This is a genomic window from Enterobacter cloacae complex sp. ECNIH7, from assembly GCF_002208095.1.
GTDB lineage: Bacteria > Pseudomonadota > Gammaproteobacteria > Enterobacterales > Enterobacteriaceae > Enterobacter > Enterobacter cloacae_M.
Genome location: NZ_CP017990.1, coordinates 1,224,658 through 1,249,690 on the forward strand (window position 1 = coordinate 1,224,658; position 25,033 = coordinate 1,249,690).

Genomic DNA, 25,033 nt, shown 5'->3' on the forward strand with positions numbered 1-25,033 from the left:
TGGCGGGGGAATTCCCCCGCCGCGTCTGTCACTCGCCAGCCTGTTCGGCCTGGGCGAACTGAATGCCGTCAATGAACGCAACATTGCCGTAGTCTTCAATGACGAAGTCATCGTTTGAAGACTGATACGTTGCGACACGGTTGTATTCCGGCTCTTCTTTGATCGTCCGGCGCAGACCGCCGCGCTGGTAGTACACCGACAGGTTTTTGAACGGCGTGATCAGTACGCCAGTTACAGGGAAGTAAGGCGCGATAAAGGTCGGCATGTTGCCTACGCGCTCCTGCGCAACAATCAGCTGACCGGCCAACATTTCGGTATTCGGGTTGGTCTGGCTTAAGGCGTTGATGGCCGAAAAATTGCTCGTCGTCAGCAGGTCACCCGCCAGAATTACCACGTTATCCGGGTTATGCTTGTGCCACTCATCCATCAGGCTGTTTTTAGCGTCGTACACCGCAGCACCAAGGTTGCCGTAAGTACCTTTTGCGACAATCTTGTTATCTTCATCACGCGAGGTGATCGTCACATTAGAAATGACTCGGTGCGGTGCCTCCTTACGGATTTTCTCCAGCCAGCCAATGCCACAGTCCTGCAACAGTGGATTAGCGGCGCGGTCAGACGGATCGCTGTACTTCACACCGTTAAAGCCAATCATGATGCGGTCAAGCGACATCTGGCGGGCCATTGCCTTGCTGATCAGCGGCTGGAACTCCGGCATATGCGCCCAAGCATCAAGCTGTTCATAGCTGATGCCGTAGTCATAGTTGACCTTGCGGCACATGTAGTCGAACGGCTCCATTGATTGATTTGAGCCAGGGTTGCGACGGCTGGTGACGCCGTTGTTTACACCAGCCATCGGGCCTTTACTGCCGATCAGGACTTTCTGGCCGATCTGCTGGTTGACGGGGAACACGTTAATTTTGCTCAGGAAAGAATCATTTTGCTGTGCAGCCTGTTCCATACGCTGCTGGCGCGTCGGATCTACAGCAAATTTTGCTGCGATAGCGGAGGTTGAAACGCCGTTTAGCTGTGCTTGCTGGGCTACGTACCGATCAAACAGCTGGCGGGTAGTGTTTTCCATATTCTTTGCTCTCGTTGTGGATATCAGTAATCAGCAAGCTGCGCGTTTGCGCCGCCGTTTGCGGGTTCCCGCTGGCTGAAATTGGCGTCAGTGTTTCCCAGCTTGCTGGTCAGCGCGGCAAGGTCGGAGGTCAGCTTCTGGATTGCCTGGCTGTCCTGTTCGCGGGCGCGGCTCAGGTCGTTGAAGCTGTCCAGCAGATCGGCATGGGATTGGGCGACGTTCTCCACGGCGTCACGCACCTGGCTGAACTGTTCACCGTCAGCTTTCCGGCCTTTACCGATGATCCCCATGACGCGCCCGAACCACTGCTTACCTTCATCGCTGCGTTGCTCAGCCAGTTCGATAATTTCGGCCTCAATGGCATCGGTGAACAGCGGGGCTTCACCCTGCTGATTGTTGAAGGACATAACCTGCTGACGCTGCTGCGCGGCAAACTTCAGCCGCTCGGTGCCAAGACTCGCCGGGGTATCGGTCATCGCCAGCCCCATGACATACGCCTTGCCGTTAAGCGCAAACTGCGGGTGCAGTTCAATACTGGAATAAATTTTCTTGCCTTCCTCCGTCAGCTTCTTCATGCGCTCAGAAGGTTCAATTTCGGCGTAAAGCGCGGTGCGTCCGGCGAGCGGGCCTTCGCTGATATCTTCAGCACTCAGCGCCGTCACATCACCCATCGCGCCGAAATCACTGCCGGGGAATGGCGAAAGGTAGTGCTCCACGTTGACGCGTGCGCCGTACACGTCCGGGCTGTAGTTTGCTGCTGCATCACGAAGGTGCTCAGGGCGAATTTCACGCCCGTCAACGGTGGCACCAGAGACAGCAACGCGGAATTTCTTACGGGCTGGTTTAGCTGCGCTAGCCATGTCGATAATCCTGTTGAGTGGTTTCTGTACGGCCATGATGGCAGAGCGTAACTTGCTGTCTCAACGAGGTTTTGTTGTCGGAGGAAGGCCAGACCACAAAGGGGGCGATAGCGGGATCGCGCGCGGGGTAATCTTCACTCCATAAACGGTGGAGGGCAGATGATACAGGACGCTTTTGTACGTCAGAGGGCAAAACAACTTTACTGGCAGGGCTATCCGCCAGCGGAGATCGCGCGCCTGATGGGGATTAATCAGAACACAATTTACGCCTGGAAGAAACGCGATGAATGGGATGAAACGCCGCCCGTCCAGCGCGTCAGCCAGTCTATGGATGCCCGCCTCATCCAGCTTACGGACAAGAAAGACAAGACCGGGGGAGACTTCAAGGAGATTGATCTGCTGACCCGGCAACTGAAAAAGCTGTCTGATGGACAACCGGCAGGGGCTGGCGCGGGCAAAAAGCCGCGCAAGCGCAAGCTGAAAAACCACTTCACCGAAGAACAGATCGTCGCGCTGCGGGAGAAAATACTTGATTCCCTTTCATGGCATCAACGCGGCTGGTATGAGCAACGCCACCACCGAAACCGCATGATACTGAAGTCCCGCCAGATTGGCGCAACCTGGTACTTTGCACGCGAGGCGTTGTTGGATGCGCTGCGAGATGATGTGAAATATCCGTACCAGCGCAACCAGATATTTCTGTCCGCATCCCGCCGACAGGCTCACCAGTTCAGAGGGTTCATTCAGAAGGTAGCGGAAGAAGTAGACGTTGAGCTTAAGGGCGGCGACAAAATCGTACTGAGTAACGGCGCAGAGCTGCATTTCCTCGGCACGTCCGCAGCGACGGCACAGTCATATACGGGCAACCTGAAGTTCGATGAATTCTTCTGGGTCAGCAACTTCACCAACCTGCGAAAGGTTGCGGGTGCAATGGCAACGCTGAAGGGGCTGACGCGTACCTACTTTTCCACGCCGTCAGGTGAAACCCATGAGGCTTACCCGTTCTGGACGGGCGATCGCTGGAATGAGAAACGCCCCAAGGCACAGCGCAAAGCATTTGATGTGGGCTGGAAAACGCTGAACAGCGGGCTGTTATGCCCAGATAAAACCTGGCGTCAGATTGTCACCCTGAAGGATGTGATAGACCACGGCTGGGAATATACCGACCTTGAAGAGATTCAGGATGAAAACAGCGAGGATGAATTCCGCAACCTGTACATGTGCGAGTTCGTTCGCGATGGCGAGTCAGCTTTCAACCTTAACGCACTGATTGGCTGCGGGGCAGATGGTTATGACGAATGGCCGGACTGGAAGCCTTTTGCGTCCAGGCCGATGGGTAATCGCCCGGTCTGGATAGGCTATGACGCCAACGGCAGCAGCGGAAACGGTGACAGCGGCGCGATTTGCGTTGTGGTTCCGCCACTGGTGCCGGGTGGTAAATTCCGCACGGTGGAGACGGAACAGGTACGCGGCCTTGAGTTTGAAGAGCAGGCGAAAGTTATCGAAAACTTCACCTTCAAATACAACGTGCAGCATGTCGGCATCGACGTGACGGGCGGTAATGGTGAAGCCGTTTATCAGATAGTGAAGAAGTTCTTCCCGATGGCAATGCCCTACACCATGTCAATGACGTCAAAGCGCGCCCTGGTGCTGAAAATGCTACAGCTGATCCGCGCCGGGCGATGGGAGTATGACCGCAGCGAGCGCGCCCTGATCAACGCCTTTAACTCTGTTCGCAAGGTAAAGACGCCAGGCGGATTCATCACCTATGACACTGACCGCTCGCGCGGCGTCAGCCACGGGGATTTAGCCTGGGCGAATATGCTCGCGATTATTAACGAACCGCTGGGCCAGGAGAGTGGCAGCGGCGGGTTTGCTATGGAGTTCTGATGAAGAAGCGCACCTACAAAAACAATCACGCTGCCAGCAGTGGCAGTGCCGGACAGCCTGATATCTCTGACGCTCTCAGAAGCGATCCGGCGCTCAGCGCCTTCACGTTTGACGGTCCCTATTCGGTAACGGACGGCTATGACCTGCTTGACAGCATGTGCTGCGTCGATAACGGCCGGTACTACGAAACGCCAATAGACTGGAAGGGGTTAACCCGTGCGTTCGCACAATCCCCGCTGCATCAGTCGGCGCTTTACTTCAAGCGCAATGTGCTGACCGGGTGCTATATCCCTCACCCCTTACTGTCACGTCAGGCCTTCTCTGCCTTTGCACTGGACTGGTTTGTCTTTGGTAATGCCTATCTTGAACGCCGCTCTAACCTTTTGGGTGCCCCGCTCAAACTCCAGCATGTTCCGGCGCTGAACACGCGACGGGGTAGCGATCTTGATACGTACTGGTTTATCCGGCAGTGGAAAGATGAATACGAGTTTAAGCCGGGTCAGGTCTGCCACATCATGAACCCGGATATTCATCAGGAAATCTACGGTATGCCGGAATACATGGGGGCGCTACTGTCCGCCAGCCTGTCACATTCCGCCGATAAGTTCCGCAAACTCTACTATGACAACGGATCCCATGCCGGATGCATTCTCTATGTCGGGTCGGAGAAGGTAGATCAGGAAAGCATAAAGGTGGTGCAAAAGACGCTGTCACAGGCCAGAGGGAAAGGCTCCTTCAAAAACGTGTTGATCCACGCGCCGGGCGGCGGCAAAGACGGCGTGCAACTGTTGCCGTTCAGCCAGATATCGGCAAAGGATGAGTTTCTTAACATCAAATCAGCAACGCGCAACGATTTACGCGACGCTCACCGCATCCCGCCGCAACTGATGGGCGCAATGCCGGAAGGCAACGGCTCGCTGGGTGATGTTGAGAAGGCCGCGCGCGTCTTCGCCATCAACGAAATGTTGCCCGTGATGGAAGCCATGAAGGGCGTCAATGACTGGCTAGGTCAGGAAGTGATCCGCTTTAATCCCTACGCTCTGCTCAAAGACGAGTGATCCACACCACCCGCCGCACATCCTGCGGCGGTTATCCTTCAGTAATTTTCAATCTTCGCATGACCGGCCACCACCCGATCACCACCCGGTACGACCTTTAACGCCCCCTCACTCAGAGCGCATGAGCGCCATTCTGGCAGGCGCAAACTGCAATCGACTCCTCATCACATCCGGAAGCGAGAAAGCGCGCGAAGAAGGCGGAAAAGGCCGAAGAATGGCATTTAAAGGCACCCCCTCACTGCCCCCTGTCGCGTGGGCTGTTCCCCCGTCACCTGCGCGCGATATTTGCTTCGTTTTTTGTGCATTTGCCGATCCGGGGTCAGACCGCGCCACCACAGGGCGGAAAGGGCATAAACAGCATCAAAAAAATTGTGCAAATTTGTGCACTATTGTGCAGCTCCAAAAGGCCCATCAATTTGACTACCGATTACCTTTAGGGTAATTTTGTCGTATTACTTCACTAATAAGTGAACCTTCACCAATCAGTGAACTACGAAATGCTTTCAAAGGGGGTTATTATGAGAAAAATGTTTGATGAGTTCGACGGCTTTTAAGCTGAATCTAACCTCTACGAGGCGGGGAACTTACCCCGCCTTTTTTATGGATAAAAAACATGACATTAGACGCCAATACCCTGCAAATTATCAGTAACGCCATTGTGCTTCTCGGCGTTGTCGTTGCCATCTGGACAATCATCTATAACGTCCGCACCGCAAAGAAAACTCAAACGGCTAACTTTCTATTCGAAAGTCGCCAGGATACGCAGTACATAGAGTCCCTGCATGTCCTTAAGCAAGTTCATCGTTCAGGAAAATCGTTCCGTGCTTACGTCTTTCCATGCGAAGGCAAAGCGATCACCGAAGAAGAAATGATTGAGCGTCGCAAATTTCAGTACATCCTGAACTTTTACGAAAGGGTTGCCGTGAGCATCCGCGAGGGGATTTATAACGAGCAGATGATCAAACGAACATCGTATACCACCGTGATAGAGACCTACGATATTGCCGAACCCCTGATCAAAGCCATCAGGGAGCACATCAAGTCAGAGACGACCTATCAAGAATTTGAATGGTTGGTTAAGCGGTGGAAAGCCAAACCGCTTAAGAAGAATAAGTAACTATCGTTATTGAAGAAGCCGCCAGCCAGGCGGCTTTTTTACTGCCCCGCGTCTACCTCGTTGAGCGCCACCATGATCGCCAGCCTTTCAGCAGGAGGAAGGGCCGCATATTTTGCGCGCCAGCGCTCAACTTTGCGCTTAATACGGTGCCGATCGTTGTAGTCTTTCCCGGCAAACGTGTGGGTATACGCGCGCCCTTCCGGGTAATTCATCCAGATTTTTTCTGTTCGCACGCCGCCGCGCGTCATGGCCTGAAATTCTTTGCTGCGCCAGCCTGTTAACCGTTCGTCATAAAGCTGCGATGGGTAGCCGGACAGAATAACGGAAACGTTTTTCGGCAGGCTGGCCAAGCAGGACAATAGCCGCTCATGATCGGCAACCGTATATTCATGGCGGTAGCGGGCGCGACTGGTGCGGGTTTCAAGCAGATATGGAGGATCGGAATAAACCAGCACGCGGCCATGTCGAGTAAAGCTTTCTCTTTCCAGAAAGCCTACAGCATCACCGTGATACAGATGCAACTTAGGCGGTGTTTGCCCCATATCTGACCAGCGCTCGCGCGTTAATTTAAAAGCATTTTCATCAACATCAATTCCAATCGTCCTGGCTGCAAGTGGCTTGTGAAACATTACCGCGCCACTGCCCAGGTGCGTTTCAATGTAGGTATCATGCGGTGGCATTTCAGCAATAATCTTCTGATAAACCCCACTTGCCGCTTTACTTCCCAGATAGCTCATTCTCTTTTGTCCCCAGCTGGCACCGTCATTTTTAACAACCTGCAGCACTGTTAAAAATGACGGTACTCGATGTATGGCCAACACTGCCGGAAATGACGGTATTTGCCGGAATCCGGTACCACACCGTCAAAGCTGACCATTCCGGCCATCGCGGTATTGCGGTACCACACTGTCAAAGCCGACCATGCTGATCAGCGTCTTACTTCCGCCCCGAAAATGCGGTCTTCATCCGGTTCACGAGGTCGCTTGTCTTTTTCTTCGCCGCCATCACCTGCGACGGCAGCTTATCCAGCCCGGACGCGGCACGGTTGCGCGATACCAAACGCCCGTCCTGCAAGGTCATAACAAGATCACCGCACGCCACTGACGCACCGGCCATCATCGATCTGACCATTCCGGCGCTGGCATCAATCCCACGCAGCGCCAGCAGTTCACTAATCTGCTGCTCTTTCACGGATAGCCCGGCCCCGTCTTCCCGTCCGGTGGCCGTTTTTTTACGCTTACTTCGCACATCGTCACTAAGCCGCTGCGCCAGTTCTCGCTTTTCCTGCCGTGAAAGCGCATCAAAATTCACCGTCGCGCCCTCAGCTGGCACAGTCATTTCCGACTGGCCTGTAGCTTCGCTGGCGGCATGTTCAACACCGTCAGCACCTGCCGCGGGATCCCGCGTACAGTTATTGACAGAACTCCGAGGGGCGGCGCTGCCGCCTGAAAAACCAACGTCAACGGCCACACCGTCAGCGCTCCGGCGCTTCGGCACGATGTTGTATTGAGCGGTGCGGGTGAAGATCAAAGAGTCATTGCCCGTTATCGGGCAATAGATACCGGTGATGCGCTGGACGTCATCGCCGTAGGCGTTGCCGTTTTCGGTGGTTTCATAGTTCAGGCGAATGCGCAGCTTATCGCGCTCTACCAACGGGCCACCCTGGGCTAATACGTAGTTATCCCACTCGCCTGCATCAGCGGCCTGACGCGCAGTTTCCAGTTCAGGGTGTAACACCAGTTCGCGATTACCCAGGCGGCGAAGTTCACGATAGACCGTGACCGGTGCACCGCCGATCTGCTGAAACTGGCGAATAGACCAGCGCGACGCCCACGCGCTAACGCGGAGTGACATTTCTTTCAGATCTTCACCGGTTTCGTCGTCCCTTTCGCCATCCAGTGCGAAGCCGTCGATATTCTTCGAAATGTATTTCGCTATGTAGCCGGTTGCGCTGCCTAAAGCGTCCTCAATCGGCTTAAATTCAAGGCGGTGCTCCCATGCTCCTGGCTCGTTGCCGTCTTCCCTCAGGGCATATTTACGGAAGATATCGCGCGCCTGTTCGACCTTTTCCGGGCGCATAAAAAGAAGTAAGTGCCAGTGCGGCGTTGCATCATGGTGCGGTTCAACCACGCGGAAGCCAAAAACACGGATCCCTTTTCTCTTCCACGCGGCGCGGGTTCTCGCCCAGACCTTGCAAAGGTATTGCTGCGTCTCGCGCGGTGACGCGCCACAGTATTTATTATTACGGTGCCCGTTATGCTGCATAGCGTGATAGCGTGAAGGTGCTGTCAACGTGTAGAAGTCACCGGCCAGCCCTTCCAGCTTTGCCAGCTCTTCAAATCCTCGCATTCTCGTCATGAGTTCGCGGCGACGGTTGGCGGGATTGGCAACACTGCCGGCGACTTTATCGATCAGAGAAATGCGCTCGCCCGTGTCCTGGTCTTCCAGTTCCATAGCCTTAAGGTATTCACGGTTAGCCTTTTTCTGGGCCAGCCATTCGGTAAGGCACGGGGCGCTGCTGTATGGAGAGGATTTTTTCTGAACGTATCCCGCCGCGATCATCAAATGCTCACGCCAGCGGGCATGGATACGGCGCAAACGGTTTAACCACCACTGCGGTGACTCAAGACGAAGTACCGCGCGTAATGCGTCCTCCGCTTCCAGTTCTTCATTGCAATACGCTGTCCAGCCGGGGATCGGCGTTTTCAGATGCACCGCCAGCGACGCAATACGGCCATAACCAGAAATCGCCGCGAACTCAGGATCGCCGGTGCGCGCCAACTGGTGATCGGACTCGCGTATAAACTCGCTCGTAAAGATATCGGCAAGCGTATAAGCCAGTCTTTTTAACTCTTTTTTCCCTGCCCAGAGCATACGGAAAAGCTGATCGCGGATTGGCAGCAGAATGCCGGGCATCACAGTGTCAGGCTGGTAAATACTGTTCACGCCATCAATACGCGTTAATACGTGGCGCTCAAAGGTGTTAAGCAGCCAGTGGTCTGCCGCTTTGCGGTCTTTCGCGTCCAGCGCATCAAGCTTCGCGGCAAAGTGACGGCGGACATACTGTGGAAGAGAAGCCAGACGGCGGCGCAGCAGCTTGCTGCGTTCCGGCTTTTCGTCCTCCGCTACCAGTTCACTGAACGCAATATGCTTGCGGGTGCCGTCCGGCGTGAGATAGTCGAAACCATCCAGCCCCGGCGCTACATCAACGCCAATCGGCTGGTATGGTTTGTTCCCGCCATAAGCGTAAGGGATAGCATTGTCAGTACTACCCGGATACGGTGGAGGTGGAGAAGGGGCGCGACGGCCACGGGTTGCTGTGGTCATTGCGAACAATCCAGATATGCAGCTATGAACGCTTCCGCGACCGGCGCAACGATGGCATTACCGTAGGCGCGCAGCTGGCCCACTCGTCCGGCAACCCCATCAACCAAAGGGCTAATTCCGGGTTTAACTGGCCTCCACTTTCCATCGCGGCAGAAGAGCCAGTCAGCAGATCCCCAGAAACCGTTAACCGCATTGGTTCCACGAGCTGCGCTTTCACATCCAGCCGATCCGTTGATAACTTCCCGTTTCGAACTCTCCCACCCTGATAGCCGCCTTTCCCGTCCGTTGCTGTTGGTGTCGGCCAACCGGCCAGCTTCACTAATTGCGCCAGACTGCTGCCGGACATACCCGGAGTAATCCCGATTCCGCCCCGTGTTCCGTCGCTCGCACTTGGCGTAGTCCACCCCGATAAGACTGCCGCTGTCTGCAAGTTCAATCCTCCCTCCCTGCCCGCATTCGATGGGTGTTTCCATGAATTCGCTGTCGGCGTCGGCCACCCAGAAGAGGCGCTGGCGGATGTGCGGGGCACCGAAGCCCGCAGCGCAGAGATCGAAACCTGCGAAGGCGTATTCCGCTCTTTCCAGGTGATCGCGTACATCGTCGAGCCAACCGAGGCCGTCTTTGCTCGCAACCTGTTCGCCAAAGATAACGTCAGGGCGGCACTCCGATATAAGACGAAACCATGTGGGGAAGAGGTGGCGCTCATCGTCTTTTCCCTGGCGCTTTCCGCAGGCGCTGAAAGGCTGGCAGGGGCATGAACCTGTCCAGACGGGGCGATCATCGGGCCATCCGGCACGGCGCAGGGCGTAAGACCAGACGCCGATCCCGGCAAAGAAGTGGCATTGCTTGAATCCTTTAAGGTCATTTGCTGTTACTTCCTCAATTGAGCGAGTGTCAACGACGCCCGGGGCGATGTGCCCAGCGTCGATCAGGTTACGCAGCCATTGCGCGGCGAAGGGATCGATCTCGTTGTAGTAAGCGATAGCGGCCATCAGAACGGCACCCCATCATCAAACCCGGAAAAAGCCATCTGATGCCAATGCACCCACAAACCTTTCAGTCCCACTTTTTCGGCAGGGCAAAACCAAACTATTTCAACCTCGTCCGAGGTTGTGACAAGCATATTCAGACCCGGAATACCGTCTTCATCGTGGCTGACCAACTGGCACAGAATGGAATCAATAACCATCACGCCACCTCTTTAGATTTGCGAGATATGCGGAGTGCACCGATCACCTCACCGGTCATGTCACGGCTTTTTGCGCTGACAGAACGGCGTACGCGAAAGGAGTGAAGAGCAAAGGCGGAATAGATATCGCGTGTTTCGGGGGTGTCGCTGTTTGAAATCACCGAACGCACACCATGCTGGTTATGTGCAGCCAGCAGCGTGTTGACAAGATCCGTGTGGTCGTCCTGCGTGAAAGGCTTGCCGTAGGCAGTGAAATTGGCAGTGTCGCTAACCGGAAGATAAGGCGGGTCACAGTAAATCACTGCATCGTAGGCGAGCTGCATAACGTCAGGGATGGTTTGACGAAAATCCCCATGGATAAAGATCGCTTTTGTGTCGTTTGCCTTCTCAGCAAAAAGGCGCATTTCCTCTTCAGGGAAGTAAGGCTCGGCATACTTGCCGAAAGGAACATTAAATTCACCTTTCTGATTAACGCGGTATAGCCCGTTATACCCATGGCGGTTCAGGTACAGGAAATAGGAAGCAAGAAGCAGCGCCGCGTCTGGATCTGAGTCCGCTTTTTGAGTCAGTGAATTAAACTCTGCGCGTCGCTTGTAATATTCATCAGCATTATTTCCGTCTTTGAAAAGCCAGCGGCAACCGGCAATCGTATCTTCCAGACGGCCTGTTAGTTGACGGAAAAAGTTGATCAGATTCAGATTGCTATCGCAAAGCACATAGCGGCGGTATTCCGTGTTCATAAACACAGTCCCACTTCCAACAAACGGCTCAATCAGGCAATCAGCTTTCGGCAAATGCTTGAGCAGCTGCGGCATAACACGCGTCTTGCCGCCAGCCCATTTAAGAGGTGATTTAATCATTCTCAACCTCACAACGATTCGATAAGTGGGCTGGTCAGCCGCTGCCAGATCTCGCAAACCTGCTCAGCACGATAAACGGCATCGGTCAGCATGTAGGTTGCAGTAGAGCGGCGCGGATGCGGGGCATACCCTGTTACGCCTGCGATGTGGATTAGTGTTGAGAGGTGGCGGAATTCAAAAGATGGCAAGATCGGTTCCAGCCCATAACGTGAAAGAGCATGTGCAAGCGTTGCTACATCCAGCGAACTGTCCGCCGACCAACAAAGGAGCTTTTCGTGTTTCGATGCGACTTTCTTAATAAAACTGCAAGCGCCGGACAGGGCATCAATCGCGCTACAGGTTGCGTTGATAACCTCGGCACGCTGTTCAGAATCACCTTTCATAAGCTGTAAAACCGCTTCAGGATAAATACCGCCCACCGTGGTGATATCAATGGCGCGATAAAACTGTGGGCCAATCTGACCTGTTGAAGGTTCGAAGAAAACGCACTCAATGGCGAATATTGGAGCATCCGTTGATTTACCCAGAGCGCGGATATCTAACATGACGTGGTTCATTGATTTTTGTCCTCATTGATGGCTAATTCGCGGTTGCAGATCCACCGCTCGACTGATGAAAAAATCTCTTCTGAGGTGGCGTTTTCCTTTTTCAGCTGGCCCATGCAAATACGCAGCATTCCAAGAAGGTGAGCGCGCTCACCCTTACGGGCACTGGCGCTTATTGCCACAAACTCTGGATCGCTTATTCCGCTATCCAGCTTTATTGACTTGACCGACATACCGACCTCCTGAAAAAGGCAAAACGAAGCCCCGGCAAAAAATGCCGATGTTTTTTGATGCAGGTTAATTAATGAGTGGTGCGAGGTTTTCTTTTTATCTGTCTGAATAACCTTTCATGCCAGTAATAAAGAAAATCAATGAACGTCATACGTGCACGCTCATGATTTCCCCTGATTGCCTTTTCAAGGCCATAGACAATCAAATCAATTATCGGGCTGTCCGGTGTTATATAAATACGCGAACCATTTTTAAGCTGAACGGTAAAACCTTTTTCTGCGCTTTCAATTGATTCGCGGATTAGCATTTCCCGCTCCCACGATGTTTTCTCTTCAGTAAACATGCAAGCACCTCCCAAAGATGTTACAAGAGTTTCTTTATCGCTCTTATCAGAGTTGCCAATAGCCCTTTATTTATCTTTTTCGTATAAACAAAAGGCTTATTCATGCCTTTAATAAAACGTACCTTGTTCGGCTCCGGCTTAAAGAAACGGCCGTCCGGGCATTCAATCCACCCGCGAGTATTACGGTAGTGCGTTACCTGGCAACCATGCTTTAACAGGCTGGCAAGTGATGGGGCGTTATCGTTCATATCGTGTACCTGCTACAGTTGCCTACGGGCTTTTAGTTCAACTTCTTCACGGCGGGCTTTATATTCAGCAAGCGCCTTAGTTCTTTGCTGCTTTACTTTTTTACTCCGCAGGCGGATTAAAAATTGAATTAAATACAATGCAACAACAGCAAAGATAGAAAGTCCGATAATCATTTCAATTTTCATAACTTCCTCCACCATTCAACCTTTCAATTGTTCGCATTGCTTCAGCTAAGGCAAAGTCACGCCCATAATAATTATCAATACCGCCGTTATCATCCCGCTTATTTATCAAATAAGAATTACTTCTGTTAAAAGCATTGCGCGGTGATTTGCGGATAGTGAAGCCGTTAAAGACATAAACGTTTTTGCTTACCTGAACCAAACCCGGAATGCTTCCAGCATGTGACCCATTTTGTGAATAGCGCTTTTTCATGTCTGCTTTTCCCTATGCCCGGCCATGCGAAAGTGTATTGCGGCTATTACGCTTCAACACATTGTGTTTGTTTCCGGTTGTGCGTCGATAAGTGGCTTTGTCGTGCATCAGTCTGTCGATGTAATGCCTTTCTTCTGGGGTGATCAGAGCGCGGCAATGTGCAACAGCATCCCAATATTCTTGCAGCATGATGAAACGTTTTGGGCGCTTTGAACCTGGCATACCTTCGCGATGAACTGGAAGCTGCGCGCGATCCATCAGGTTGCGAACTGATTTGAGTGTGCGCCCGGTCAGATAAGCGAACTCAGCCGGTGTAACGAAAATCTGTTTTTGCAGTTCTTCGGTATTCATATCTCGGATGCTTTCAGCCTGCGCGGTGGTCATTTTGCAAGTGCGGGCAATGCGGGCATTGTCTAGCGGAAATTGGCGTGAATGTTGAGATCCCGCGTTTAATTCGATTTCTCGTGATTGTGTCATTTGTTAGACTCCAACGTTGAGGCATCTTGAGGCTAATGTAGCCTCTTTGCCTAAAGGTGGTCATTGTGCTTTGTTAAGTACCAAATGACCGTTGTCGGGTAATATGACGAGATCCAAGCATTATGTCAATGACACAAGGTGAGAAATTAAGCCTGATCAGGGAATCTGAACGCCTTACTAAACGCCAACTTACTGATTTAACAGGGTTGAGTTATTCAACTTATGGCGGGTATGAGCGCGACACGACCAAAATGACTCTTGAGTCAGCTATCAAGCTCTTTGGACATCCGCGATTTAACAAGTATCAAGACTGGTTTATGTATGACCGGATCGACCCAAGCCGGGGCCAGATCGCACCGGCTCTCGCACACTATGGGCAAGAAACAACACAATCAGACCCCTCCGGGAAACAGATTGGCTAACGATATATAAACATTACATTTTCACTATTTGTTACCAAGATAGTGAACTGACGATCGGAGGGTCTTCTTATGTCCGTTAAGAAACTCGAAGATGGTCGCTATGAAGTGGATGTAAGGCCGCGCGGGCGTGATGGAAAACGCATTCGGCGGAAGTTTGACAGAAAGGCAGAAGCGCACGCATTTGAGCGCAGTATCATCGCCAAATTTCAGAATCATGATTATCTGAATAAACCGGCTGATAAACGAAAGCTGAGTGAATTTATTGCGCTTTGGTGGCAGCTGATTGGACGAAACAAAAACTATGCGAACCGCAGACTAAGTGCGGTTAATTGTATTTGTCAGGATATGGGCGACCCTATGCTTTACCAGCTTGATGCACGATGCATTATTGATTACCGGGCATACCGACTGGGGCAGGGGATTAAGGCTTCAACGATAAATCACGACCTTTTCGCCTTGAGTGGGATTTTCAAGTCAATGGCGGAGATCGACGAGTTCCACGGAGAAAACCCCGTGACGTCGGTTGCAGCGTTGAAAGAACCCAAAACCGAAATGTCATACCTGACCCAGACCGAAGTTGATCGGCTCTTGTCGTTATGTTCTGGTGATTACTACCGCATTGCGATTTTACTGCTGGCTACCGGTGCGAGGTGGGGGGAGGCATACAATCTGAAAGCGGAAAATATTGTCGGTAACAGGGTTATGTTTACCCTGACAAAGAACGGTGAAAGGCGCGTTGTTCCGATATCGGATGATATCGCCAGGATAATCAAACACAGGGAATCAGGGCGACTTTTCCGGGTGAGTTACAAGACGTTCCGCTTGAGGATGAAAGAAGCAAAACCTAACCTGCCAGATGGACAGGCGGCTCACGCTTTGCGGCACACGTTCGCAACGCACTTCATGATGAAGGGGGGCAACATCATTGCCTTACAGCGAATCTTGGGCCATGCGGATATTTCGCAAACGATGGTTTACGCACACTTCGCACCAGACTATTTGCTGGACGCTGTGAGCTATAATCCTCTCAGCGGAATGTCCACATTGTGTCCACACTCTGGAGGCAAAGCGGGGGATTTGCGGGTTAGTTAAGTCTGTAAAATACTGATTCGGCGCAGTACCTTACGGGGCTGCGCCTGTCAGAATCCCACCATCAAGGGGAAGGTCAAGGGGGAAATGTGAATATCAGTGACGTGGCAAAAAAAACCGGCTTAACCAGCAAGGCAATCCGCTTTTATGAAGAGAAGGGGCTGGTGACGCCACCGCTGCGCAGCGAAAACGGCTACCGCAGCTACACGCAGCTGCATCTGGATGAACTGACGCTGCTGCGCCAGGCAAGACAGGTCGGTTTTAATCTGGAAGAGTGCGGCGAGCTGGTAAACCTGTTTAACGATCCGAAGCGTCACAGCGCCGACGTGAAAAAACGCACGCTGGAAAAAGTGGCAGAGATCGAACGCCATATTCTCGAGCTGCAGGCGATGCGCGAACAACTGCTACAGCTCGCGGAATCCTGTCCGGGGGATGACAGCGCCGACTGCCCGATTATCGACAATCTTGCCGGCTGCTGTCATCGTAAGGCTTCTGCTTAGCAGGCTTTCACCCGCAGGGTAATGCCTTCCACAGCAATGACCTCAACCCGCGTGCCGGCGCTGAGGTCGTCGTCGGCGACTACCGGCCACGAGCTGTCGCCCACGCGCATATGCCCGCGCCCGTTTACCAGCGCGGTGTCGAGCGTAAAACGCTTGCCGACAATCTGCTGTCCGCGCTGGTTGAGGTGCGCGTCCAGCGGTTTTTGCTCGTTAACCCGCCGGTTTAGCCAGCGCCACCACAGCCACGCGGCCACCAGCGTCAGCACGGCAAATAGCGCACCCTGCCACGCCCAGTCCAGCGGAAGGATCCAGACCAGAAGGCCCGTCATGACGGCGGCAACACCGCTCCAGAGCAGGTAGCCGTTGCCGCCCAGCATCTCCGCCGCCAGCAATAAGCCGCCGAGGCTTAGCCAGAAGGCATGAGGATGTGCAGCGATCAGCTCAATCATTTTTTACGCTCGTTTCCGCTGTCTTTAATCAGTTCGGCAATACCGGCGATAGAGCCCATCAGGCTGCTGGCCTCCAGCGGCATCATCACCACTTTGCTGTTGTTCGCGGTGCCAATCTGTTTTAGCGCATCGGTATATTTTTGCGCGACAAAGTAGTTCACGGCCTGGATATCACCGGCGGCGATTGCCTCGGACACCATCTGAGTGGCGCGGGCTTCCGCTTCTGCCGAACGTTCACGCGCTTCTGCCTGTAAAAACGCGGACTGACGATCGCCTTCCGCTTTCAGGATCTGCGACTGTTTTTCACCTTCCGCTTTGAGGATCTCCGCCTGACGCACCCCTTCGGCTTCCAGAATGTAGGCGCGCTTGGTTCGCTCGGCCTTCATCTGGGCGTTCATGGAGGCGATCAGCTCAGCCGGCGGACGCACGTCGCGGATCTCAATACGGGTGACTTTGATCCCCCACGGGTTGGTTGCCTCATCGACAATGTGCAGCAGGCGGGTATTGATGCTGTCGCGCTGGGAAAGCATCTCGTCCAGCTCCATCGAGCCGAGCACGGTACGGATGTTGGTCATCGTCAGGTTGACGATCGCCAGCTCAAGGTTGCTGACCTCATAGGCCGCTTTCGGCGCATCAATCACCTGAATAAAGCAGACGGCGTCGATGGTGACGTTGGCGTTATCCTTGGAGATGATCTCCTGAGAAGGAATGTCCAGTACCTGTTCCATCATGTTGATCTTGCGACCAATCCGGTCCATGAACGGAACAATCAGGCTTAAGCCCGGCTGGAGGGTATTGGTGTAGCGACCGAAACGCTCGACGGTCCACTGATAACCCTGAGGGACAATTTTGACGCCTGCGCCCACGATAACCAGCGCAACGAAAATAAGGACAGGAACAACGATAAGCATAAAAACCTCCTGTTTTGCATGCTGTGACGAGTGAAAGTGTGTGTTTATTGCTCGTAAGTATAGGTAAAGTCAGAGATGAATCCATCACCCGCTTCGGCAATGGCTTTCGATAATCCCTGGTAGTACTTCTCCAGCCCCAGCGCTTCGATACGCTGGATCTGTTCGCGGATAGGGGCGCAGAACAGAACGGCATTCCCCGCTTCTACGCGTTTGTTATTGGGAGGAAGGTCGCCCGCGATGGCTTTGAACCACGTCCTGATACCCTGCTTTAAATTATGCGGCGCTTTTGTCAGGTTATCCATGCCCGTCAGGACCTGCAGAGTAGGGAACTCATCGGCCAGCACGGCGGTTTTCATGCGCGCAAAGAACTGGCTGAACAATTCAAACGATCCCAGATCGGTCACGCGCGGTTTGGTCGTTTTGCCGTTTTTATTGCCGATTTTCCCTACGGCTGACGCTGCGGCCGGAACTGCATTCACCTTTTCCAGCTCCAGTCCGAATAACAAATTACAGTGCGCGCGGCGCTCTTTCAGCGGGTAGGACATCAGCACGTCAATGAATTGGGTGGCCTTTACATCCGCAAGATCGTGGTTGATAAGCCACTGGGTACGAGAAAATTCAGCCGGAGAGACGAACCAGTCGGGTACTTCATTGAAACGTTTTGATTTTCCCTTGCCGTCAAATTCCAGGAAGTGTGTCCCGTTGCCGAAGGCGAAATAGCAATTTTTGAAACTGCCAATCGTGGTGTTCACGATGAGCGCCTTCTTAACAAAATCCACCACCTCTGCACCAATGACAAAACGCGTGAGTTCCGAAGATTTGATGACTTCCATTAATGTTTCGACATCAGGAACACCAGGCTTCAGGGAAGGAAACTCATAAAAGATATGTGCCATGCTGCTTACTTCCTGTAGTGATGGTGGAGACAAATGACAAACAAAAAGTTTAACACTTGCTTTAGCGTGAGGCTATTCGCTCTGTGCGCACGAAAGGATTATGCTACAGGCGGTTATTACACGAAGCGGTTAACGGAAGCGTAATGAACGATAAAAAAGAACTATTACATCTCAGGGATATTGGATTTCGTGCCGGAGAAAACATTATTCTTCAGCACGTCAGGTTTAGCCTGTCGCCGGGCGAGTTTAAATTAATCACGGGCCCCTCAGGCTGCGGTAAAAGCACGCTGCTGAAAATTGTGGCCTCACTCCTCAGCCCGACGGAGGGCACCCTTCTGTTTGAAGGACAGGATATCGCAACACTGTCCCCGGAAAACTATCGCCAGCAGGTCTCCTACTGCGTGCAAACCCCCGCGCTTTTTGGCGATACGGTTTATGACAACCTGATTTTCCCGTGGCAAATCCGCAATAAAACGCCGGAGCCGGAAAAGTTTATCAGCGATCTGGCCCGCTTTGGTCTGGCGCAGGAGACGTTAACCAAATCCATCGCTGCGCTGTCGGGCGGAGAAAAGCAGCGCGTCTCGCTGATCCGCAACCTGCAGTTTTTACCGAAGGTGTTGTTGCTGGACGAAATCACCAGCGCGCTCGATGACGTCAACAAGCGCAACGTTAACGAGATTATTCATCGTTACGCCCGGGAGCAGAACATTGCCGTGCTGTGGGTGACGCACGACGCTAATGAAATAACCCATGCGGATGACGTGATTACGCTCCAGCCGCACGGCGGGAAAATGCAGGAGGCAAACCGTGGGTGAACACAACATTACCAACGAATCGCTGGCCTTTTCGATGGTGCTGGTGCTGATTGCGATTGTGGTCAGCTACCGGGAAAAGCTGGGGCTGGAAAAAGATATTGTGTGGAGTATCTGCCGCGCGGTGGTTCAGCTCATTATCGTCGGCTATGTGCTGAAGTATATATTTAACGTCAACCACGCTGTGCTGACGCTGCTGATGGTGCTCTTTATCTGTTTTAACGCGGCGTGGAATGCGAAAAAACGCAGTAAATACATTGATAAGGCGTTTATCTCGTCGTTTATCGCCATTACCACCGGGACGGCGCTCACGCTGGCGGTGCTGGTGCTCTCCGGCTCGATTGCCTTTACGCCGATGCAGGTTATCCCTATCTCAGGGATGATCGCGGGGAACGCCATGGTGGCCGTTGGGCTGTGTTATAACAATCTCGGCCAGCGATTCAGCAGTGAACAGCAGCAGCTTCAGGAGAAGTTAAGCCTGGGAGCGACGCCTAAAGTGGCCTCGGCGCGGCTGATTCGTGAGAGCATTCGCTCATCGCTGATCCCAACGGTCGATTCAGCCAAAACGGTGGGGCTGGTGAGCCTGCCGGGCATGATGTCGGGGCTGATTTTTGCCGGTATCGATCCGGTAAAAGCGATTAAGTATCAGATCATGGTGACGTTTATGCTGCTTTCCACGGCAAGCCTGTCAACCATCATTGCCTGCTACCTGACCTATCGGAAGTTCTACAACGCGCGTCACCAGCTAGTGGTGACGCAATTAAAGAAAACGGGTTAAGCCTGTTTTGTAGGCCCGGTAAGCGTTAGCGCCACCGGGCATTTTTTTGTTAGTACAGCAACGCGTACAGCTGACGACGATACTTCGACGCCAGCGCGTCTCCGGTGCCCAGCGCGGCCAGAATTTCCTGGAACATCTTACGCGCCTGACCGTCTGCGGCTGCCAGGTCTTTTTGCAGGTGGCTGAACAGCAGCTCCAGCGCCTCTTCGTTACGCCCCACCTGGTGCAGCTGCAGCGCCAGCTGGCTTGCCAGCGCAGCGTCGGCCGGGTTGTCGGCAACCTGCTGCTGCAGCTGCTGAATTTCCGGGGTGTCCGCGGCCTGTTTCAGCAGCTCAATTTGTGCGACCAGACCCTGATAGCGGGTGTCCTGATCCTGCAGCGGAACCGTTTTGAGTACGGCTTCCGCGTCTTCTGAACGGTGCAGAGCGATCTGCGTTTCCGCAAGCAGCAGGCCGATCTGGCTATTCTGATTCGACAGCTGCCACGCCTCTTTGAGCAGCGGCAGCGCCTCGTCGTATTTACCTTCCTGCATCAGCGCCATGCCTTCCTGCGCTTTCAGCTCTTCTTCGCGCGGCAGCACTTTATCCAGCAGGGCGCGAATCGCCTCTTCCGGCTGTGGCCCCTGGAAGCCATCAACGGGCTGACCGTTCTGGAACAGATAGACGGTAGGAATGGCGCGCAGACCAAACTGAGACGCCACCATCGGCTCGGCGTCACAGTCCAGCTTGGCGAGAATGAACTGACCGTTGTACTGGGCAGCAAGGCTTTCCAGCACCGACGTCAGCTGCAGGCAGTGTTGGCTGCGTTCAGACCAGAAGTAGAACAGGACCGGTTTGGTCATCGACTGTTCAAGGGTCTGTTGCAGGTTAGCTTCTGTAATATTGACGATATTCTGTACGGACATGCGGCTTTCTCTTTTGTCGGTTTGTTCTTTACATGGGGATGAGCGTCGTCGCTTCAACTCAACCGTGCAAAATTTTGTCCATCATCCGGCCCGGCAGCAGGCGCTTTAACCAGCCTACGGCGTGGGTGACCAGCGTTACCGGATAGCGCATTTTGGGATGTTCACTCTCAAAAGCATGGCGCACTTTGGCCACCACCGCCTCTGGCCCGAGGGTAAAACGTGCGGCGATGCCGGGGTTTTCGACTGGCTTATCTGCCTGGGTCTGGTTCACGTTTTCGGTAAAGCGGGTGCGGATCGGGCCGGGTTCAATCAGGCTAACCTTGATGCCGCTGTGGCGCAGCTCCATGCGCAGGGCGTCGGACCAGGCCTCCAGCGCATATTTGCTGGCGGCGTAGGCGCCGCGGCCGGGGGTTGAAATCAGCCCCATCACTGACGATGTCATCACGATGCGCCCTTCACCGTGCGGCAGCATCGCGGGGAGCAGACGCATGGTGAGCTGATGCACGCCGAAGAAGTTGGTCGAAAACTGTTTCTCCAGCGTTTCGCGGGAAAGCGTATCCAGCGGACCATACACGCCGTAGCCGGCATTGTTAAAGAGCCCGTACAGACGATTGTCGGTCAGCGCGATCACTTCATCGGCGGCGCGTTCAACGCTCTCCGGCGAGTCCATATCCAGCAGCACGCCGGTAAAGCCCAGCCCGTTCATGCGTTCGACATCGTCGGGTTTGCGACAGGCCGCCAGCACCCGAAACCCCTGGCGCTTCAGTTCGAGCGCGCTTTCCAGGCCGATTCCACTGGAACATCCTGTAATTAAGACCGATTTTTGCATAACTTTACCTGTCAGGATCTCCGCTTAATCAGGAGTCATGTTTAACTAAAGGAGCCAGCCGCGTTGCCATCCAGTCGGCAATAAACGGCTGAGCATCGCGATTGGGGTGGATCCCGTCGTCTTGCATCCACTGGGGTTTGAGATACACCTCTTCCATGAAAAATGGCAGCAGCGGAATATCAAACTCTTTGGCAAGCTTAGGGTAGATCGCGCTAAAGGCCTCATTATACCGACGACCGTAGTTGGCGGGCAGGCGAATTTGCATCAGCAGCGGCTGGGCGTTTGCCGCCTTAATGTCCTGTAAAATGGTGCGCAGCGTTTGCTCGGTTTGCTGAGGCTGAAAACCGCGCAATCCATCGTTACCGCCAAGCTCCACCAGCACCCAGCGAGGCTGATGCTGTTTGAGCAGCGCAGGCAGGCGCGACAGGCCCTGCTGCGAGGTATCGCCGCTGATGCTGGCGTTGATTACCGACGTCTTGCTCTGCCATTTGTCGTTGAGCAGCGCGGGCCAGGCCGCGCTGGCCGCCATGCGATAGCCTGCGCTCAGGCTGTCGCCGAGAACCAGTAACGTGTCCGCTGCCGCCGCGCGGAAGGTCATCAGAATCAAAAACAGGAAGGGCAAATGCCAGCGGAAAACAGTGTTGAAGTTCATCATCTTAAGAAGTCCGTCGGTCAGGGGGAACACGAGCTTTCCATCCTTACTGGAGTTGAACTCGTTGTCAAACGCGCTGAAACCATCGCGCTCATTGGCGAATCCGGCTCCGGCAAGTCCACGCTGCTGGCGATTTTGGCCGGTCTGGACGACGGCAGCAGCGGCGAGGTCCATCTTGTCGGGCAACCGCTGCATCAGCTTGATGAAGAGGCGCGGGCCGCGCTGCGCGCGCGTCACGTTGGTTTTGTCTTTCAGTCCTTTATGCTGATCCCAACCCTGAACGCGCTGGAAAACGTCGAACTCCCGGCGCTGCTTCGCGGTGAAAACAGCCGAGAAAGCCGGGCGCACGCGAAGGCGCTGCTGGAGCAGCTCGGTCTGGGCAAGCGTCTCGACCATCTTCCCGCACAGCTTTCCGGCGGCGAGCAGCAGCGCGTGGCGCTGGCGCGGGCGTTTAACGGTCGTCCCGAAGTCCTGTTTGCCGATGAGCCCACCGGTAACCTTGACCGTAAAACCGGAGACCGGATTGCCGACCTGCTGTTTTCGCTCAACCGCGAGCACGGCACCACGCTGATCCTCGTGACCCACGATCCTCAGCTCGCCGCCCGCTGCGACCGACGCCTGCGGCTGGTGAACGGTATTCTTCAGGAGGAGGCATGATTACCCGCTGGTTCTGGCGCGAGTGGCGCTCGCCCTCGCTGCTGATTGTCTGGCTGGCGCTAAGCCTGGCGGTGGCCTGCGTGCTGGCGCTCGGCAGCGTCAGCGACCGCATGGAAAAAGGGCTCAGCCAGCAGAGTCGGGAGTTTATGGCGGGGGACCGGGCGCTGCAAAGCTCCCGCCCGGTGCCGTCGGGCTGGATTGCAGAGGCGCGTAAAGAAGGGCTGAAGGTGGGGGAGCAGATAAGCTTCCAGACCATGACCTTTGCGGGCGACACGCCGCAGCTCGCCAGCGTTAAAGCCGTCGATGATATCTACCCGATGTACGGCGAACTGCAGACCAGCCCGCCCGGGCTGAAGCCCAAGCCCGGCACGGTGCTGCTGGCATCACGTCTGATGGCGCTTCTGAACCTGAAACCCGGCGACAGTATCGACGTCGGTGACGCCACGCTGAAAATCGCCGGGGAAGTGGTGCAGGAGCCTGATTCCGGCTTTAACCCCTTCCAGCTTGCGCCGCGCCTGCTGATGAACACCGCGGATGTTGCGGCAACCCATGCTGTTCAGCCGGGCAGCCGCGTCACCTGGCGCTATAAGTTTGGCGGCACGCCTGCCCAGCTTGACGCGTACGAAAAATGGCTTCTGCCGCAGCTCAAACCAGAGCACCGCTGGTACGGGCTGGAGCAGGACGAAGGGGCGCTCGGTAAATCTCTTGAGCGTTCTCAGCAGTTCCTGCTGCTTTCGGCACTGTTGACCCTGCTGCTGGCGGTGGCGGCGGTTGCCGTGGCGATGGGGCATTACTGCCGCAGCCGTTACGACCTGGTGGCGATCCTCAAAACCCTGGGGGCGGGCAGGGCGCAGCTGCGCAAGCTGATTGTCGGCCAGTGGCTGATGCTGCTGATTCTGTCTGCGCTGACCGGCGGAATAATGGGGCTGCTGTTTGAAAAACTGCTGATGGTGATGCTGAAGCCGGTGCTCCCGGCCGCCTTGCCGCCGGCCAGCCTCTGGCCGTGGCTGTGGGCGATGGGCGCAATGACGGTGATTTCTCTGCTGGTGGGGTTACGCCCCTACCGCCTGCTGCTCGCGACGCAGCCGCTGCGCGTGCTTCGCAACGATGTTGTGGCGAACGTCTGGCCGCTGAAGTTCTACCTTCCGGTCATTATTGCCGTGGCGGTGGGGCTGCTGGCGTGGCTGATGGGGGGCAGCACGCTGCTGTGGGCGGTACTGGCCGGGGCGGTTGTGCTGGCGCTGCTGTGCGGCGTGCTGGGCTGGATACTGCTCAACGTCCTGAAGCGGCTCACGGTGAAATCCCTGCCCGTGCGCCTGGCGGTCAACCGCCTGCTGCATCAGCCGTGGTCAACGCTCAGCCAGCTGTCGGCGTTTTCGCTGTCGTTTATGCTGCTGGCGCTGCTGTTAGTGCTGCGCGGCGATCTGCTGGATCGCTGGCAGCAGCAGCTTCCCCCGGAAAGCCCGAACTATTTCCTGATCAACATTGCCCCTGAGCAGGTCACGCCGCTGAAGGGCTTCCTGTCGGAGCATCACATTATCCCTGAGTCGTTCTATCCCATCGTGCGCGCGCGTCTGACGCAGATCAACGGTCAGCCAACGGAGGGGAATAAGGACGAGTCGCTGAACCGCGAGCTGAACCTTACCTGGCAGGAGAAACGCCCTGACCATAACCCGATAACCGCCGGCACCTGGCCGCCGAAAGCGGGGGAAGTCTCGATGGAAGAGGGGCTGGCGACGCGGCTGAACGTGAAGCTCGGGGACAGCGTCACCTTTACCGGCGATACCCAGGATTTTACCGCGAAAGTCACCAGCCTGCGTAAAGTGGACTGGGAAAGCCTGCGGCCAAACTTCTTCTTTATCTTCCCGCCGGGCGCGCTGGACGGGCAGCCGCAGAGCTGGCTGACCAGCTTCCGCTGGGAAAACGGCAACGGCATGCTGACCCAGCTCAACCGGGAGTTTCCAACGGTCAGCCTGCTGGATATCGGGGCGATCCTGAAGCAGGTAGGGCAGGTGCTGGAGCAGGTGAGCCGCGCGCTGGAGGTCATGGTGGTGCTGGTGACGATCTGCGGCGTGCTGTTGCTGCTGGCTCAGGTACAGGTGGGCATGCGCCAGCGCCATCAGGAGCTGGTTGTCTACCGCACGCTAGGGGCCGGTAAGCGGCTGCTGCGAATGACGCTCTGGAGCGAGTTTGCGCTGCTGGGGCTGGTGGCGGGTCTGGTAGCGGCCATTGGCGCGGAAACGGCGCTGGCGGTGCTGCAGACAAAGGTCTTCGACTTCCCGTGGGAGCCTGACTGGCGTCTCTGGTTGACCCTGCCTCTGTGCGGCGCTGCGCTGCTTTCCCTCTGCGGCGGCTGGCTCGGCACGCGGCTGCTAAAGGGCAAAGCCCTGTTCCGGCAGTTTACGAGTTGATTTAGAAGAGTGATAGTTGCGCGCCGGGATTTAATACCGGCGCGTAATGTTTGAATAGCACAAA

The 25,033-nt window shown here is 54.8% G+C and carries 30 protein-coding genes; 10 read left to right on the plus strand and 20 right to left on the minus strand.

Going from position 1 to position 25,033, the window contains the following annotated elements; genetic code table 11:
- Window positions 1–28: 28 nt before the first annotated feature.
- Complete coding sequence (locus tag WM95_RS05940; protein WP_063144357.1) at window positions 29–1,078, minus strand: phage major capsid protein, P2 family; 1,050 nt, start codon at window positions 1,076–1,078, stop codon at window positions 29–31.
- Between the two features lie 23 nt (window positions 1,079–1,101).
- Complete coding sequence (locus tag WM95_RS05945; RefSeq protein WP_088544679.1) at window positions 1,102–1,938, minus strand: GPO family capsid scaffolding protein; 837 nt, start codon at window positions 1,936–1,938, stop codon at window positions 1,102–1,104.
- 159 nt (window positions 1,939–2,097) lie between these two features.
- Between WM95_RS05945 and WM95_RS05950 the strand changes: the two genes are divergently transcribed.
- From WM95_RS05950 to WM95_RS05965, 3 genes are all read left to right on the plus strand, one after another.
- The gene (locus WM95_RS05950) at window positions 2,098–3,828 is read left to right on the plus strand and encodes a terminase large subunit domain-containing protein (protein WP_088544680.1); all 1,731 of its coding nucleotides are present in this window, start codon (window positions 2,098–2,100) and stop codon (window positions 3,826–3,828) included.
- Window positions 3,828–4,886 (plus strand): phage portal protein, encoded by a 1,059-nt coding sequence (locus tag WM95_RS05955; RefSeq protein WP_063613516.1) that lies wholly within the window; start codon window positions 3,828–3,830, stop codon window positions 4,884–4,886. Before WM95_RS05950 ends, WM95_RS05955 begins: the two co-directional genes overlap by 1 nt.
- Window positions 4,887–5,499: 613 nt before the next feature.
- A complete protein-coding gene (locus tag WM95_RS05965; RefSeq protein ID WP_088544682.1) occupies window positions 5,500–6,003 on the plus strand; it encodes a DUF4760 domain-containing protein in 504 nt (167 codons plus the stop codon).
- A gap of 38 nt (window positions 6,004–6,041) precedes the next feature.
- Here the strand turns inward: WM95_RS05965 and WM95_RS05970 are convergent, their stop codons facing one another.
- The 12 genes from WM95_RS05970 to WM95_RS06020 all read right to left on the minus strand — a co-directional run bounded on the left by WM95_RS05970 (window position 6,042) and on the right by WM95_RS06020 (window position 13,659).
- Complete coding sequence (locus WM95_RS05970; protein ID WP_088544683.1) at window positions 6,042–6,740, minus strand: DNA methylase; 699 nt, start codon at window positions 6,738–6,740, stop codon at window positions 6,042–6,044.
- A 199-nt stretch (window positions 6,741–6,939) separates the two neighbouring features.
- Window positions 6,940–9,330 (minus strand): replication endonuclease, encoded by a 2,391-nt coding sequence (locus WM95_RS05975; RefSeq protein ID WP_088544684.1) that lies wholly within the window; start codon window positions 9,328–9,330, stop codon window positions 6,940–6,942.
- Window positions 9,327–10,322 (minus strand): DNA cytosine methyltransferase, encoded by a 996-nt coding sequence (locus tag WM95_RS05980; RefSeq protein WP_088544685.1) that lies wholly within the window; start codon window positions 10,320–10,322, stop codon window positions 9,327–9,329. Before WM95_RS05980 ends, WM95_RS05975 begins: the two co-directional genes overlap by 4 nt.
- Window positions 10,322–10,519: a hypothetical protein gene (locus WM95_RS05985; protein ID WP_088544686.1), complete on the minus strand. Its 198-nt coding sequence runs from the start codon at window positions 10,517–10,519 to the stop codon at window positions 10,322–10,324. The genes WM95_RS05980 and WM95_RS05985 overlap by 1 nt, the downstream gene beginning before the upstream one ends.
- Window positions 10,519–11,379 carry a DNA adenine methylase gene (locus tag WM95_RS05990; protein WP_088544687.1) on the minus strand — a complete coding sequence of 287 codons (861 nt, stop codon included), beginning with the start codon at window positions 11,377–11,379 and terminating at the stop codon, window positions 10,519–10,521. Before WM95_RS05990 ends, WM95_RS05985 begins: the two co-directional genes overlap by 1 nt.
- 8 nt (window positions 11,380–11,387) lie before the next feature.
- Window positions 11,388–11,936, minus strand: a complete 549-nt coding sequence (locus WM95_RS05995) for a 3'-5' exonuclease (RefSeq protein WP_088544688.1) — start codon at window positions 11,934–11,936, stop codon at window positions 11,388–11,390.
- Window positions 11,933–12,157, minus strand: coding sequence for a hypothetical protein (locus tag WM95_RS06000; protein WP_088544689.1), 225 nt, complete (start codon window positions 12,155–12,157; stop codon window positions 11,933–11,935). The genes WM95_RS05995 and WM95_RS06000 overlap by 4 nt, the downstream gene beginning before the upstream one ends.
- 68 nt (window positions 12,158–12,225) lie before the next feature.
- Window positions 12,226–12,498 carry a hypothetical protein gene (locus tag WM95_RS06005; protein ID WP_088544690.1) on the minus strand — a complete coding sequence of 91 codons (273 nt, stop codon included), beginning with the start codon at window positions 12,496–12,498 and terminating at the stop codon, window positions 12,226–12,228.
- 20 nt (window positions 12,499–12,518) lie between these two features.
- Complete coding sequence (locus tag WM95_RS06010; protein WP_088544691.1) at window positions 12,519–12,746, minus strand: phage filamentation protein Fil family protein; 228 nt, start codon at window positions 12,744–12,746, stop codon at window positions 12,519–12,521.
- A gap of 12 nt (window positions 12,747–12,758) precedes the next feature.
- Window positions 12,759–12,932 (minus strand): hypothetical protein, encoded by a 174-nt coding sequence (locus WM95_RS27385; protein WP_181008671.1) that lies wholly within the window; start codon window positions 12,930–12,932, stop codon window positions 12,759–12,761.
- Window positions 12,922–13,182 carry a DUF4761 family protein gene (locus WM95_RS06015; protein WP_145956707.1) on the minus strand — a complete coding sequence of 87 codons (261 nt, stop codon included), beginning with the start codon at window positions 13,180–13,182 and terminating at the stop codon, window positions 12,922–12,924. The genes WM95_RS27385 and WM95_RS06015 overlap by 11 nt, the downstream gene beginning before the upstream one ends.
- A 12-nt stretch (window positions 13,183–13,194) precedes the next feature.
- A complete protein-coding gene (locus tag WM95_RS06020) occupies window positions 13,195–13,659 on the minus strand; it encodes a hypothetical protein (RefSeq protein WP_236901070.1) in 465 nt (154 codons plus the stop codon).
- A 122-nt stretch (window positions 13,660–13,781) separates the two neighbouring features.
- On the opposite strand from WM95_RS06020, the gene WM95_RS06025 reads away from it, so the two are divergent.
- The 3 genes from WM95_RS06025 (at window position 13,782) to cueR (ending at window position 15,670) form a co-directional block, all read left to right on the plus strand.
- A complete protein-coding gene (locus WM95_RS06025; RefSeq protein WP_088544692.1) occupies window positions 13,782–14,081 on the plus strand; it encodes a helix-turn-helix transcriptional regulator in 300 nt (99 codons plus the stop codon).
- 69 nt (window positions 14,082–14,150) lie between these two features.
- On the plus strand, window positions 14,151–15,173 hold the full coding sequence (locus WM95_RS06030; protein WP_088544693.1) for a phage integrase: 1,023 nt from the start codon (window positions 14,151–14,153) through the stop codon (window positions 15,171–15,173).
- A gap of 86 nt (window positions 15,174–15,259) precedes the next feature.
- Window positions 15,260–15,670: a Cu(I)-responsive transcriptional regulator gene (cueR, locus tag WM95_RS06035; protein ID WP_059446547.1), complete on the plus strand. Its 411-nt coding sequence runs from the start codon at window positions 15,260–15,262 to the stop codon at window positions 15,668–15,670.
- Here cueR and WM95_RS06040 read toward each other — a convergent pair.
- Genes WM95_RS06040 through WM95_RS06050 form a run of 3 tightly spaced genes read right to left on the minus strand, consistent with a single transcriptional unit; the run spans window position 15,667 to window position 17,926 of the window.
- Entirely contained in the window at window positions 15,667–16,119 is a 453-nt protein-coding gene (locus WM95_RS06040) for an NfeD family protein (protein ID WP_063409631.1), read from the minus strand. The genes cueR and WM95_RS06040 overlap by 4 nt on opposite strands.
- Window positions 16,116–17,030, minus strand: coding sequence for an SPFH domain-containing protein (locus WM95_RS06045; RefSeq protein WP_063409632.1), 915 nt, complete (start codon window positions 17,028–17,030; stop codon window positions 16,116–16,118). Before WM95_RS06045 ends, WM95_RS06040 begins: the two co-directional genes overlap by 4 nt.
- Before the next feature lie 44 nt (window positions 17,031–17,074).
- Window positions 17,075–17,926: a hypothetical protein gene (locus WM95_RS06050; RefSeq protein WP_063409633.1), complete on the minus strand. Its 852-nt coding sequence runs from the start codon at window positions 17,924–17,926 to the stop codon at window positions 17,075–17,077.
- 143 nt (window positions 17,927–18,069) lie between these two features.
- On the opposite strand from WM95_RS06050, the gene fetA reads away from it, so the two are divergent.
- Together fetA and fetB are read left to right on the plus strand one after the other, a co-directional pair.
- Entirely contained in the window at window positions 18,070–18,741 is a 672-nt protein-coding gene (gene fetA / locus WM95_RS06055) for an iron efflux ABC transporter ATP-binding subunit FetA (RefSeq protein WP_059446546.1), read from the plus strand.
- Window positions 18,734–19,516, plus strand: coding sequence for an iron efflux ABC transporter permease subunit FetB (gene fetB, locus WM95_RS06060; protein ID WP_023310623.1), 783 nt, complete (start codon window positions 18,734–18,736; stop codon window positions 19,514–19,516). The genes fetA and fetB overlap by 8 nt, the downstream gene beginning before the upstream one ends.
- Window positions 19,517–19,565: 49 nt before the next feature.
- Here fetB and WM95_RS06065 read toward each other — a convergent pair whose 3' ends face one another.
- From WM95_RS06065 to tesA, 3 genes are read right to left on the minus strand one after another with little or no spacing between them, the layout of a single operon-like run.
- Window positions 19,566–20,420, minus strand: coding sequence for a co-chaperone YbbN (locus WM95_RS06065; RefSeq protein WP_063409634.1), 855 nt, complete (start codon window positions 20,418–20,420; stop codon window positions 19,566–19,568).
- Between the two features lie 58 nt (window positions 20,421–20,478).
- Entirely contained in the window at window positions 20,479–21,249 is a 771-nt protein-coding gene (locus tag WM95_RS06070; protein ID WP_014882827.1) for an SDR family oxidoreductase, read from the minus strand.
- Between the two features lie 28 nt (window positions 21,250–21,277).
- Window positions 21,278–21,901 carry a multifunctional acyl-CoA thioesterase I/protease I/lysophospholipase L1 gene (tesA, locus tag WM95_RS06075; RefSeq protein ID WP_032661743.1) on the minus strand — a complete coding sequence of 208 codons (624 nt, stop codon included), beginning with the start codon at window positions 21,899–21,901 and terminating at the stop codon, window positions 21,278–21,280.
- Between tesA and ybbA the strand changes: the two genes are divergently transcribed.
- Both ybbA and ybbP read left to right on the plus strand, forming a co-directional pair.
- Window positions 21,872–22,558: a putative ABC transporter ATP-binding protein YbbA gene (gene ybbA, locus WM95_RS06080; protein ID WP_023617272.1), complete on the plus strand. Its 687-nt coding sequence runs from the start codon at window positions 21,872–21,874 to the stop codon at window positions 22,556–22,558. The two genes, tesA and ybbA, sit on opposite strands and share 30 nt — an antisense overlap.
- Window positions 22,555–24,969 (plus strand): putative ABC transporter permease subunit YbbP, encoded by a 2,415-nt coding sequence (ybbP, locus tag WM95_RS06085; protein ID WP_063409635.1) that lies wholly within the window; start codon window positions 22,555–22,557, stop codon window positions 24,967–24,969. Before ybbA ends, ybbP begins: the two co-directional genes overlap by 4 nt.
- Window positions 24,970–25,033 lie beyond the last annotated feature (64 nt).